Annotated in this window: 14 protein-coding genes; 9 read left to right on the top strand and 5 right to left on the bottom strand. The window is 61.2% G+C overall.

Annotated elements, in window-relative coordinates; translation table 11 throughout:
- Positions 1–21 precede the first annotated feature (21 nt).
- Together QMK55_RS16420 and QMK55_RS16415 are read right to left on the bottom strand one after the other, a co-directional pair.
- Positions 22–327 (bottom strand): DMT family transporter, encoded by a 306-nt coding sequence (locus QMK55_RS16420; protein WP_102354346.1) that lies wholly within the window; start codon positions 325–327, stop codon positions 22–24.
- Complete coding sequence (locus QMK55_RS16415; protein ID WP_102354345.1) at positions 328–966, bottom strand: FMN-dependent NADH-azoreductase; 639 nt, start codon at positions 964–966, stop codon at positions 328–330. It abuts the gene before it with no gap.
- A 109-nt stretch (positions 967–1,075) separates the two neighbouring features.
- On the opposite strand from QMK55_RS16415, the gene QMK55_RS16410 reads away from it, so the two are divergent.
- Positions 1,076–2,026, top strand: coding sequence for a LysR substrate-binding domain-containing protein (locus QMK55_RS16410; RefSeq protein WP_178082082.1), 951 nt, complete (start codon positions 1,076–1,078; stop codon positions 2,024–2,026).
- A 100-nt stretch (positions 2,027–2,126) separates the two neighbouring features.
- Positions 2,127–2,660, top strand: coding sequence for a ferritin-like domain-containing protein (locus tag QMK55_RS16405; protein WP_102354343.1), 534 nt, complete (start codon positions 2,127–2,129; stop codon positions 2,658–2,660).
- 103 nt (positions 2,661–2,763) lie between these two features.
- On the opposite strand, the gene QMK55_RS16400 is transcribed toward QMK55_RS16405, so the two are convergent.
- Positions 2,764–4,839, bottom strand: coding sequence for an AsmA family protein (locus QMK55_RS16400; protein ID WP_102354342.1), 2,076 nt, complete (start codon positions 4,837–4,839; stop codon positions 2,764–2,766).
- 385 nt (positions 4,840–5,224) lie between these two features.
- Here QMK55_RS16400 and QMK55_RS16395 point away from each other — a divergent pair, with 385 nt between their 5' ends.
- From QMK55_RS16395 to QMK55_RS16365, 7 genes are all read left to right on the top strand, one after another.
- Positions 5,225–5,689 carry a hypothetical protein gene (locus QMK55_RS16395; RefSeq protein ID WP_102354341.1) on the top strand — a complete coding sequence of 155 codons (465 nt, stop codon included), beginning with the start codon at positions 5,225–5,227 and terminating at the stop codon, positions 5,687–5,689.
- Positions 5,690–5,862: 173 nt separating this feature from the next.
- On the top strand, positions 5,863–6,495 hold the full coding sequence (locus QMK55_RS16390) for a TetR family transcriptional regulator (RefSeq protein WP_102354340.1): 633 nt from the start codon (positions 5,863–5,865) through the stop codon (positions 6,493–6,495).
- A 303-nt stretch (positions 6,496–6,798) separates the two neighbouring features.
- The gene (gene ureE, locus QMK55_RS16385; RefSeq protein ID WP_320329563.1) at positions 6,799–7,299 is read left to right on the top strand and encodes an urease accessory protein UreE; all 501 of its coding nucleotides are present in this window, start codon (positions 6,799–6,801) and stop codon (positions 7,297–7,299) included.
- Positions 7,296–7,970, top strand: coding sequence for an urease accessory protein UreF (locus QMK55_RS16380; RefSeq protein ID WP_320329562.1), 675 nt, complete (start codon positions 7,296–7,298; stop codon positions 7,968–7,970). The genes ureE and QMK55_RS16380 overlap by 4 nt, the downstream gene beginning before the upstream one ends.
- Positions 7,971–7,993: 23 nt before the next feature.
- A complete protein-coding gene (gene ureG / locus QMK55_RS16375) occupies positions 7,994–8,608 on the top strand; it encodes an urease accessory protein UreG (RefSeq protein ID WP_102354337.1) in 615 nt (204 codons plus the stop codon).
- 27 nt (positions 8,609–8,635) lie between these two features.
- The gene (locus QMK55_RS16370; RefSeq protein ID WP_102354336.1) at positions 8,636–9,208 is read left to right on the top strand and encodes a HupE/UreJ family protein; all 573 of its coding nucleotides are present in this window, start codon (positions 8,636–8,638) and stop codon (positions 9,206–9,208) included.
- 181 nt (positions 9,209–9,389) lie between these two features.
- Positions 9,390–10,523, top strand: a complete 1,134-nt coding sequence (locus QMK55_RS16365) for an AGE family epimerase/isomerase (protein WP_320329561.1) — start codon at positions 9,390–9,392, stop codon at positions 10,521–10,523.
- A gap of 123 nt (positions 10,524–10,646) precedes the next feature.
- Here the strand turns inward: QMK55_RS16365 and QMK55_RS16360 are convergent, their stop codons facing one another.
- Both QMK55_RS16360 and QMK55_RS16355 read right to left on the bottom strand, forming a co-directional pair.
- Positions 10,647–11,552 carry a cation diffusion facilitator family transporter gene (locus QMK55_RS16360; protein ID WP_102354334.1) on the bottom strand — a complete coding sequence of 302 codons (906 nt, stop codon included), beginning with the start codon at positions 11,550–11,552 and terminating at the stop codon, positions 10,647–10,649.
- A 174-nt stretch (positions 11,553–11,726) separates the two neighbouring features.
- On the bottom strand, positions 11,727–12,491 hold the full coding sequence (locus QMK55_RS16355) for an SDR family oxidoreductase (protein ID WP_102354333.1): 765 nt from the start codon (positions 12,489–12,491) through the stop codon (positions 11,727–11,729).
- Between the last annotated feature and the right edge of the window lie 146 nt (positions 12,492–12,637).

Below are 12,637 nucleotides of genomic sequence, written 5' to 3'. Positions count from 1 at the left end.
GATGACAACGCCACGACCAGCCTACTTCAGGCCCACCACCCCCGCCACAATCAGTCCCACCGACAGCAGTTTTACCAGCGTCAGGCTTTCGCCGAGCAAGGCAAAACCGAGAAACACCGTGCCCAGCGAGCCGATTGCCGTCCAGATCGGATAGGCAACGCTCACCGGTAACTCGCGCATCGCCAACGTCAGGAAGTAGACCCCGCCAACGGCCGCCACCACGGTGATCACCGACGGCCACAAGCGGGTGAAGCCTTCGGCGTACTTCATGCCCATGGCGAACGTGACTTCGAACCCGGCGGCGATCAGCAGGAACAGCCAGGCCATCTAGAACGCCCGGGCGAGGTCGAGCAAACGTTGCTCGGCCTCGGCCACCGACACCGCGAAGGTGCGCTCTGCCGACTCTTCCCCCTCGGCCGCGACCACGGTGACGTCGTTGATGCCGACAAACCCCAGCGCCGTGCGCAACCATGGATCGGCATGGTTCAGCGCTTCCAGTTCACCGCCCGGGCCGAAGCCGAAACCGCCACGGCTGGTGACGATCAGGGCTTTCTTGCCCTGCAACAGCGGCGTGTATTGGGCCACGCCGTTGTCCAGGGTGTAATCGAAGGTCAGGCCCAGGCGCACGATCTGATCGACCCAGGCCTTGAGGCCGCTGGGCACGCTGAAGTTGTACATCGGCGTGGAAATCAGCAGCAGATCATGCTCGAACAACTCGCCGACCAGTTGATCGCTGAGCGCCAGATCGGCCCGCATCGACAACGGCCGCGCTTGCGGCTCCGGGTAAAACGCCGCTGCCACGAACGCCTCGTTGACTGCTGGAATCAGCGCCCGTCCGACTTCGCGACGGGTGACTTGAGCCTGCGGGTGGCGCAGTTGCCAGGCGCTGAGAAAACTTTCCGCCAGGCGCCGTGAGTGCGAACGATCACCCCGTGGGCTGGCATGAATCGCAAGAATCCTGTTCATCTGTATTTGCTCCGGACTAGAATCAAACTGCTTGTGGCTTGCAGCTTGCGGCCCGTCACTGCGTCTCTTCAAATGAGTAAAAATCAGTCGGGATGAATCCATTTCATCCATGGAGTTTCCAATGTTCGCTTCGTTGCCGCTGACCGCCCTGCGCGCCTTCGAGTCCGCCTCGCGCCTGCTGAGTTTCAAGGCCGCCGCCGAAGAGTTGTCGGTCACGCCCACCGCGATCTCCCATCAGATCCGTTCGCTGGAAGACTGGCTCGGCGTGGCGCTATTCGAACGCCTGCCGCGTCAGGTGCGCCTGACCGAGGGCGGTGAGCGACTGTTTCGCAGCCTGCACGGCGCGCTGCTGGAAGTGGCGCAAAGCGTCGACACCCTGCGCCCGCAGCGCAGCGGCAGCAGCCTGACGCTGTCAACCACCGCCGCGTTCGCCGCGCTGTGGCTGGTGCCGCGCCTCGGGCGGTTTTATGCGCAACACCCGAACATCAACGTGCGGCTTGACACCCACTGCGAAGTCATCGACCTGCATCAGGACGCCAGCGTCGATCTGGTGTTGCGCTACAGCCTCGACGACTACCCCAATCTCTACGGGATGTGCCTGTTCGATGAGTCATTCGGGGTGTATGGATCGCCGGAGCAGGTGGCGCTGGCCGCCCGGCGCACGCCGGCGCTGATCAGCGTGCGCTGGCACAACTCAAAGCTCTTTGCCCATGGCTGGGAGGCGTGGTGCGCGCGGTCTGGCGAACACTGGCTGAAGCAGCACCCGGCAATCCGCGAATACGACGAAGAGCATTACGCCCTGCAGGCGGCGATTGCCGGGCAGGGCCTGGTGCTGGCGAGCAATATTCTGGTTTCCGAAAGCGTCGCCAGCGGTTTGCTGGTGCCGTACAAGGGCCAGGTGCAGGTCGATGGCGCGGGTTACAGCGCGCTGTGCGTGCCGGGGCGCGAACGGCATCCGCCGGTGCGGGCGTTTTTTACCTGGTTACAGGCAGAAGCCGTGTTGTCCGGGCTGACGCCAAGATCGCAGCCTTCGGCAGCGCCAACAGGGAGCCCCGGGTAAAACCGATAAAACTTTTTGCATCGCGCATGACTCACAACTTGGGTACGCGATCACGCCTGTAGAGCGTGGCGCCCATTGGATTAGCCTCCTGGAGATCGAAATGAGCGATGACCTGCATTTGTCTGATGTAAAAACCCTGCGCGAGCGCGCACGGCAACACGTCGAGAACGGCGCGGTAACCGAGAGCTACAGCGCCAACCGTGAGGAAGTGCTGCGCTTGCTCAATGAATCGTTGGCCACCGAGCTGGTCTGCGTCCTGCGCTACAAGCGTCACTACTTCATGGCCAACGGCCTGAAAGCCAATGTGGCCGCCAACGAATTCCTCGAACACGCGACCCAGGAAGCACAACACGCCGACCGTCTGGCCGAGCGCATCGTGCAACTGGGCGGCGAGCCGGAGTTCAATCCGGACCTGCTGTCGAAAATGTCCCACGCCCAGTACGTGGCCGGGAACACCTTGAAGGAAATGGTCTACGAAGACCTGGTGGCAGAGCGGATCGCCATCGACAGCTACCGCGAAATCATTCAGTACATCGGCGAAAAAGACCCGACCACCCGGCGCATCTTCGAAGACATCCTGGCGCAGGAAGAAGAGCATGCGGATGACATGGCCGACATTCTGAAAGACCTCTGAACCTTCGATACCGCTATCGCGAGCAGGCTCACTCCTACAAGTTTTGCGCTGTACCTGTAGGAGTGAGCCTGCTCGCGATGACGCTTTTACAAACGCTGAAGATTTACTTCGTTGGCTTGACGGTCACTGGCGCCTTGCCCGCCTTCATCTGTTGCAGCAACGGTGCACACTGATTCGGCTCACCACCGCTCGGCGCCACCAGCGCCAGCAGCCCCGCTGCCGGTGCGGCGATCACGCCCAACGCGACCATTCCCGCGCCGCGCAGCAACAGCGGCACTGCCTTCACGCCAGCATCCGGCTTGATGAACTTGCCACGCACGTACAACGGCGAACGCAGCGAGATCAAACGCCAGCCCTTGGATTCCGGGGTCACGGTCAGGTCCAGTTGCTCGGTGGCCATGTTCGCCGTGCCGTCGATATAGATGATCGCGTTCTCGGTATCGAAGACAAACAGGCGTGTAGTCGCCAGGCCAGTCTTGATGTCGAAGTCGGCTGCTGCGCAGTTGATCTTCACTTCCTTGTCGCCAAAGATCTTGCCAACCACATAGTTGCCGACGTTGAGCCCCGCCAGTTCCATCAGCTCGCGGCTGATCGCACCGTCGTTGATCAGCATCTTGAGGTTGCCATTGGCGCCGCCCAGCAGCTTGGCCACCGAGTTGCCGCGACCGCTGATGTCGGCGTCGCCATTGAGCTCACCGAAGCTGGTTTTCATCGGTTCGAAGGTCGGGAATAGCTGCTTGAGCTTGAAGCCTCGGGCGGTCAGTTTGGCCCGGCCTTCCAGCGGTTCGGTGCGGCCGTTGAGGCGGATCTGCGCATCCAGATTGCCGCCGGCCACGCCAAAGCGCAGCGGCTCGAGGCCGAGTTCGCCGTCATTGAGTTTCAGGTGGGTATAGAGGTCGGTGAACGGCAGTTTTTCGCTGTGCACGATGCGTTTGCCGGTGAACTCTACGTCGGCGTCCATCGCGCGCCAGCGGTCGGTCTTGAACTCTTCGACCGGCAGCACTTTGTCCGTCGGCTGTTTGCTCTCGCCACCGCGGGCCTTTTGCTTGTCATTCGAGTCGGCGCCGATCAGCGGCGCGAGGTCGGCGAACAGCAGTTGATTGGACAGCAGCGCACCGCTGAGTTTTGGCCGCGGCTGGCTGGCGACGTAGGTCAGATCGCCGTGAATATCGCTGCTGCCGATCTTGCCGTTGAACTGCTCGTAGGTGAATTTCGCCCCGCCAGCGTCGTGCAGTTTGGCAATCAGATGGCCGTCGGTGGAATACGGCGGCGTGTCCGGCAGGGTCACGCCGGTCAGCGGATAGAGGTTACCGAGGCTGGCACCGGCCAGTTTCAGACGCAGATCGAGGGCGCCGAGGTTGAGCGGGTCGGTCAGGGTGCCGGCCAGTTCGATGCTGGTGGCGCCGATCTTCGCCTGGGCCTGCAGCGGGAACGGTTTGTTCGCGTCCTGCAACGCCAGTAGCCCGCCGATCTTGCCCTGGCCGGTAAGGTTCTGACCGTGATACTGGCCTTTGACCTTCAGCGCGAACGCATAATCCTGCGGTGCAGCGCCCTTGTCCTGCGCAGTCTTCGCAGCTTTGTCACCGACGATCTCGCTGAACGGAATCGGTTTGCCCAGCGGATCGATCACCACGTCCAGGCTGGTCTTCAGCGTCTGATCGTCCAGCGTGACGTGGCCCTTGTCGAAGCCGATCGCGCCGATGTCCACCACCCAACTGGACGGTTCGGCGTTCGGGTCCTTCGGATCGAACTTGAACGTCCAATTGGCGCGGCCATCGGCCAGGCGTTGCAGTTGCGCGTTGGGTTCGGTCAGGTCGATGCGCGGGATCGTCACCCGTTGTGCCAGCAGCGCCAGTGGTGAGATGCGCAGTTCCACGCGTTTGAGGGTGACCATCTGCGGCTGCTTCGACCACTGCGGATTGCCCAGCGTCAAGTCTTCAGCGACCACGTGCGGCCACGGCACCCAGGCCCGCCAGCCACCCTCGTCCGGCTCGCGCTGCCAGATCACCGCGAGGTTGCCATTGATGGCAAACGGTCGATGCAGTTCTTCCGAGACTTTGGCGTTGAGCGGCGGTTTGATCCGGTTCCAATCGAAGAACACGATGATCAGAACCAGCACCGCCAGCAGCAGTACGAGGGTGGCGAAGGTCCAACTGAAGATTTTCCCGGTGCGCGTCATGCACAAGACTCCTGATGACGACCGCACGCCGACTTCGCGACGCACAGCTGAAACGACGGGCCAAAGCGGCCCTCATGAATTCTACGACTGGCAAACAGTGCGCAGGTTTAATCGGAATATAGATTCCGGGGCAAAAAATCGCCCGAATGCTGACCGATTGGTCGAACAGCGTTACCGCCACCCGCACATTTGCGAGGCGCGAGTGAGTCGAAAATACCCACTGCGGTGCAAAACCACCGTCCGCAAACGCCCGAGATAGAGCGCCTCAGTGGAACAATCAATTCTGTTGATTATTACCATTGCGTTTATGAACTTTTATATCGACTTATCGAGAGTAGCATTGGCTTCGTACCCACTTTATCGCCCTCCCAAGGAGCAACCCATCATGAAACGCCAATTACTGCTCAGCCTTACCCTGTCGATGCTAGCCAGCACTGCTTTCGCTCTGCCCGCTGCCGATCAGGCTACCCCACAAGTGAAATCGAACCACTCGGTATTCAGCCAGACTGTTGCTGCTGACGGCGGCGACCGTACTCCACAAGGTCAGACCCTGGCTGAAAACGGCCGTAACCGTCTGGAAGAAAAAGGCTTGGTACAAGATGGCTACGACAAGACTCCACAAGGTCAAGCTGTAGCAGAAGGTGGCCGTGATCGCCTGGAAGAGAAAGGTCTGGTTCAAGACGGCTATGACAAGACTCCACAAGGTCAGTCCCTGGCTTCTGACGGCTACGACAAAACCCCACAAGGTCAGACCCTGGCTTCTGATGGCTACGATAAAACCCCACAAGGTCAAACTCTGGCCGAAGGTGGTGGTGACCGTGTGATCGAACGCAACAGCGCTTTGAGCTAAGCCCGTGGCGGCCTGGAAAAAAAGCCCAATCACCCGATTGGGCTTTTGACTTTTTCAGCTCCGGCAACCGCAAGACTGCATTTTACCTCGCTGAATATCCCCTGCCGTTCGACGCCGACAAAGCCGATTTGCTAGAGTGCGGCGCTTGTCCCGCCGAAGAAAACGCCTTTGCGATGCTGCCCCGCGCCGAACAGAAACAACAGACCCGCAATGCCCTGATGGACGCTGCCCGCCATTTGATGGAAAGCGGCCGAGGATTCGGCAGCCTGAGCTTGCGCGAAGTGACCAAGACCGCGGGCATCGTGCCAACCGGTTTCTATCGGCATTTCGCCGACATGGACGAGTTGGGTCTGGTGCTGGTCAGTGAAGTCGGCCAGACCTTCCGCGCGACCATCCGCCTGGTGCGCCACAATGAATTCGTCATGGGCGGCATCATCGATGCCTCGGTGCGGATCTTCCTCGACGTGGTCAGCGCCAACCGTTCGCAGTTCCTGTTTCTCGCCCGCGAGCAGTACGGCGGCTCGCAGCCGGTGCGCCAGGCGATTGGCCGTCTGCGCGAGAACATCAGCGCCGACCTCGCGGCCGACCTGACGCTGATGCCCAAGCTGCAACATCTGGACGCTGCCGGCCTGAGCGTGATGGCCGACCTGATCGTCAAATCGGTGTTCGCCACACTGCCGGACATCATCGACCCACCCGCCGAAGCCCTGCCGGAACATCTGACGCCACAAGCGAAGATCACCCAGCAACTGCGCTTCATCTTTATCGGCCTCAAGCACTGGCAAGGGCTGGGCAGTACCGAGTAATTCCCTCTTCCGGATCTACCGCAAATCCCCCCCTGTAGGAGTGAGCCTGCTCGCGATAACGGTTTATCAGTCGAAGTATTTGCTGCCTGACACACCGTTATCGCGAGCAGGCTCACTCCTACATTGTTTTGCGTGGTCGCCATAAATTGGTGCATGTAAAAATCTTCACGCACCAAAACCTTCCAAAATTCCGCAACATCTTGAAACATCCACTACGCTCCGACAGGGATTTCCTACATCTCATGCGGTTGGCAAGCCCCTTGCTCTAGCCCTCCCTACCTGTCCACTGCTGGAAGCTTTCCGATGCTGGTGATTCACCGCAGAATCGACCCTCAACCTGTCTGGTCCGCCGAGTTGCACCTGACCTTCGAAGCGCGGAGCAAGAGCCGCCTGCGCTGTTTCAGTGCCGATGGCGAAGACGTCGGGTTGTTTTTGGAGCGAGGCCAGTCACCGTTGTATGACGGCGAATGCCTACAGGCCGACGACGGCCGCATCGTTCGTGTCTGCGCCCGCCCCGAGCAACTGTTGCACGTCACCTGCGCCAATGCCTTCGAGCTGACCCGCGCCGCCTATCACCTCGGTAACCGCCACGTCGCCCTGCAAGTCGGCAATGGCTGGCTGCGCCTGCTCGACGACTATGTGCTCAAGGCCATGCTTGAACAGCTGGGCGCGCAGGTCGAGGCGATTGAAGCGCCGTTCCAGCCAGAACACGGTGCCTATGGCGGTGGCCATCACCATTCGCGGCACGGCGACGAAGACTTCAACTACGCGCCCAAACTCCATCAGTTCGGCGTACGCCTGTGAATCCGGCCTGGGCGCTGCTGCGCCTGGCCAGTCCGCAATTGCCGATTGGCGGCTACAGCTATTCGCAAGGTCTGGAAATGGCGGTGGATAACGGCCGCGTGAACACTCCGGAGAGCGCCCGCCGCTGGATCAGCGATCAGTTGCTGCTCAACCTCGCCCGTTTCGAAGCGCCACTGTTGCTCGCGCATTGTCAGGCGGCGGCCGAGGAAAACTGGGATGAGCTGCGGCGCATCTGCGAAACCCATCGCGCCAGCCGCGAGACCCGCGAATTGCACCTGGAGAGCCGGCAGATGGGTTACTCGTTGCAGCAGTTGCTCAACGGTTTACCGGAACTCGACACGCCGGCCCGCAGCTTTCTCGAGCAATGCGTCGAGCCACATCTGGCGCTCGGCTGGGCACTCGCCGCCCGCGCCTGGCGCATCAACCCGCAAGACGCCCTCGCAGCGTGGCTGTGGAGCTGGCTGGAAAACCAGCTCGCGGTGCTGATGAAAACCCTGCCGCTGGGCCAGCAAGCCGCCCAGCGCCTGACCAGCGAATTACTGCCGCTGCTGCAACAGGCGCAGCAGGACGCTACCCGTATCAATCCCGAACACATCGGCAGCGCCGCGTTCGGCCTGTCCCTGGCGTGCATGGCGCATGAGCGCCAGTACAGCCGCCTGTTCCGTTCCTAGGGCCTGTCATCTTGGAGAAGCACATGAACACACAACCCCTGCGCGTCGGCATCGGCGGCCCGGTCGGTTCCGGCAAGACCGCATTGACCCTGGCCCTGTGCCTGGCGCTGCGCGAACGCTACAACCTGGCCGTCGTCACCAACGACATCTACACCCGCGAAGACGCCGACTTTCTGGTGCGCAACGAAGCACTGGCCCCGGAGCGGATCATCGGTGTGGAAACCGGTGGCTGCCCGCACACGGCGATCCGCGAGGACGCCTCGATCAACCTCGAAGCGGTCGATCAACTGAACCGGCGTTTTCCGGGGCTGGACCTGATTCTGGTGGAGTCCGGCGGCGACAACCTGTCGGCGACGTTCAGCCCCGAGCTGTCCGACCTGACCATCTACGTGATCGACGTTTCGGCCGGCGACAAGCTGCCGCGCAAGGGTGGGCCCGGTATCTGCAAGTCGGACCTGCTGGTGATCAACAAGATCGACCTGGCGCCGCTGGTCGGTGCCTCGCTGGAAATGATGGATAGCGACACGAAACGCATGCGCAACGGCAAGCCGTTTGTCTTCAGCAATCAGAAGACCGGCCAGGGCCTGGAAGAGATCATCGCCTTCATCGAACGCCAGGGCCTGCTGAACGCTGCCTGATTCATTGACCAACAAGGAAGCTTATCCATGACACTCAAACGTATTCTCGGCGCCGTGGCGCTGCTGCTGACCCCGGCACTGGCCTTCGCCCACCCGGGCCACGGCGACAGTGGTCTGGTCGCCGGTATCAGCCACCCGATCGGCGGCCTCGACCACTTGCTGGCGATGGTCGCGGTTGGTCTGTGGGCGGCGCAGCAGCAAGGCGCCGCACGTTGGGCGCTGCCGTGCACGTTCGTCGGCACCATGCTGATCGGCGGTCTGCTCGGCTTTGAAGGGCTTGAGCTGCCGGCGCTGGAAAGCGGGATTGCCGCCTCAGTGCTGGCGCTGGGGCTGGCGGTGGCGCTGGCCGTGCGTCCGCCGCTGCTGATGGCAGTGGTCGCGACGGCGCTGTTTGCGTTGTTCCACGGAGTGGCGCATGGCCTGGAGCTGCCGGACATGACCAGCCCTTGGGCGTATGCCGCTGGTTTCGTCGCTGCGACTGCTGCCCTGCATGCGGCGGGTTACGCGGTGGTTCGTTTTCTGCCGCAGGCTGCTACGCCACTGGTGCGAGTGGCCGGCGCTGCTTCGGCAGTGACTGGCGCGTGGTTGCTGGCCGGTTGATCTCTATCGTCTGAACTGGCCTCTTCGCGAGCAGGCTCGCTCCCACAGGTTTTGTGTACGCTGCAAATCCACTATGGGAGCAGACTTGCTCGCGCAGGCGGACTGACAGACACCGCGTCTCTAACAGACGCTCCTCTGCTACCATGTCGCGCAATCGCCCCAGCCGTGACGACGTCCGCCAATGCCCCATGCTTCCCGCTCCACCTCCCTGCCCGAATTGACCGCCCTGTTCAGCGACGTGCAACAGCACTTTCTGAACGTGATCGTGCCGCTCTGGCAAGGCCCGGGCTGGAACGCCGACATGGCGCTGCCCTGCGAAGCACTGGACGCCGCACACCAGCCGCTGCCGCCCCAACGCTATAGGGCGATGGCCTGCGCACGGCAGCTGTACCTGTTTTCCAGCCTGATCGGGGTTGTGGATAACGCCGATGTGCGCGCCGCCACACTGTTCCGCTCGCTGCAACGGCACTTCCACGATGCCGAGTACGGTGGCTGGTTCTACAGCATCGATGCACAAGGCAAGCCGCTGGATCAGCGCAAAGACCTCTACACCCACGCCTTCATCCTGTTCGCCTGTGCCCATTACTGGGCCAAGTCCCGCGAGCCGTTGGTGGAATCTACGCTCAATGCCGCACTTGAAGTCATCGCCCGGCGCTTCGCCACCGGCGATGGCTTGTACGAGGCGTGCCTGGACCGCGACTGGATCACTCTGCAAACCGGCCCGTTGCAAAACCCGCTGATGCACCTGGCCGAAGCGTTCCTCGCCACCCTCGCCGTGCGCGAAGACGCGCCGACGCAGCAAGCGCTGTTCGAGTTATGCACAGCCATGCACAAGCACTTCGTCGATCCGCAGCATGGCGTGCTGATGGAGAAACCGCTGGGCGCTGTGGATAACTGGTACGAACCGGGCCATCAGTTCGAATGGTATTTCCTGCTCGAATCTTCGCCATTGCTGCGCGCCTCGAAACTGCACGCGGCGCTGGACCGGGCATTCGCCTTCACCGAACAGTTCGGCGTTGAACAGCCTTCAGGTGCGGTGCGGGCGATGCTTGATCTACAGTTGGATGGACGACCGAAGGATTCGACGCAGCGCATCTGGGCGCAGGCGGAATACCTGCGCGCCCTGACGTTGCGTCCGGACAGCGAAACTGCGGTGCTGCGCCAGTTGCAGGCGCTGCAGCAGCGGTTTCTGCATACGGGCGGTTGGCATGAGTGCCGGGATGAACAGGGTGAAGTCAGCCGCAAGGACATGCCTTCGACGACGCCGTATCACTTGGCGACGTGCTATAGCGGGCTGGCCGACTATCTGCGTTGATTGACAGAAAGCTTTCGCGAGCAGGCTCGCTCCCACAGTTGACCTGTGCTGTTCACAAATATTGTGTCCGGCACAATTCCAATGTGGGAGCGAGCCTGCTCGCGAATAACCATTACACGGTCTCTAGGCAATCCACTTCTTGTCGCCAGTAAAACTGATGGTCAACCAGCGCGCCGCATCCGGCTCGCCCAACTGCGCCGAAATCTCCTCACGCAGCGCATCCAGCTGACCCACACTGCTCAGCGCATAATCGGCCGGCAACACCACATGAATTTCGATGAATCGCGCCCGTCCGTGCTTCTGCACGTAGGTCACGTAATCGTCGAAACCATGCTCGACCTTCGCCGCCTCCATCACCTGCCGTACCTGGTCATCCAGCGTGTCCGGGGCAATGCCCAGCACATCGCGCAGCGCCGGGCCAAGGATCTTGAACGCCGGCGGCAACATGGTCAGGGCCAGCACGATCAGGATCAGCGGGTCGACAAACTTCGCCCACTCGCCAAAGCCCTGGGCCTTGAGCAGCAGCGCCGCAAGAAAGCTGATCAACAGGCCGACCGAGAGCATCGCGTCCACCAGCCAACTGATGTTATCGAACTGGATCAGGCTGGATTTGAGCTTGCGATTGCGTCGGCGCACGTAGAAGAAATAAGCGAATTCAACGACGGTGAACACCGCCGCATAAATGATCACCAGCCCCAGCTCGATCTCGCGGCCACCGTTGATGATGCCGAACACACCATTGAGAAACGCATAGATGGCGATCAACAACAGGAAACTGCCTTCGATCAGCAGCACCATCGGCTCCAGATGCCAGAAGCCGAACTGGAAGCGATGATTGCTCTCTTTGGCGATCAGCCTGGCAGTGATCAGCATCAGGACTTTGATGAAGGTTGCGATCAGCGAGAAAAAACCATCGAAAAGGATGGACTGCGAACCAGAAACAAAACCGGTGACGATCCCGGCGATCGACACCGCGAACATCAGGATGGTCGATTGTTTGAGCAGCGCCTGCTCACCTCGGTTACTCACTTTAACTCCTCGAAAACCTTGAAAACCGCAGGGTGCGGTGGGGTTGTTGCGAGGGGAGTTTACCCTATCGTCCTGTTTTGGCCGATTTGACCTATTCGCGAGCAGGCTCGCTCCCACTTTGAAATGCATTCCAATGTGGGAGCGAGCCTGCTCGCGAAGAACGATGACACGGTATCAGGCTTTGTTACGCTCGATCGCAAACCCCGCCCAGGTCTGGCTCACCGGCATCAACTCCAGGCTGTTGATGTTGATATGCGCCGGCGCATTCATCACCCAGAAGATGGTCTCGGCGATGTCCTGCGGCTGGATCGGCTCAGCCCCGGCGTAGGTCGCGTTGTAACGCTCCTGGTCACCGGCAAAGCGCACCAGCGAGAACTCGCTTTCGCACAGGCCTGGCTCGATGTTGCTGACGCGCACGCCAGTGCCCTGCAGGTCGCAGCGCAGGTTCAGCGAGAACTGCTTAACGAACGCCTTGGTCGCGCCATACACGTGGCTGCCCGGATACGGGTAGTTGCCAGCGATCGAACCCAGGTTGACGATACCCGCGCCACGGCCATGGGCGATCAGACGCGGCAGCAGCAAACGGGTGGCGTACATCAGGCCTTTGACGTTGGTGTCGACCATGGTGTCCCAGTCGTCGAGGTCGCACTTCGGTGCTGGATCGACACCCAGCGCCAGCCCGGCGTTGTTGATCAGGCCACGCAGCCTGGCGAAGGATGGCGGCAGATTGGCGATCGCCTCTTCCATCGCCTTGCGATCACGTACGTCGAGCACCAGGCCGTGCACTTCGGTCTGCTTCGACAGTTCGGCGCACAGGGCATTCAGACGTTCTGCACGACGACCGGTCAACACCAGTTTCCAGCCAGCCTCGGCGAAACGACGGGCACAGGCTTCACCAAAACCGGAAGTCGCGCCGGTGATAAACAGGGTGTTGGACATCGTGTTCTCCTTGCGTCGGCCGCCAGCGCAGCCATTGAAATAGAAAATCAGCAGCCAGCATGCCCGGCCTCGCGGCGACCGGCAACCCGCTTCAAAGCGCGCTGTGGAAAAGTTTCAGAAAGCATTTTACAGCCGCCCCCTGTACA

This window comes from Pseudomonas sp. P8_229 (assembly GCF_034008635.1).
Classification (GTDB): domain Bacteria; phylum Pseudomonadota; class Gammaproteobacteria; order Pseudomonadales; family Pseudomonadaceae; genus Aquipseudomonas.
The sequence above is the reverse complement of the archived record's forward strand: the minus strand, read 5'-3'. Positions and strand labels throughout refer to the sequence as shown.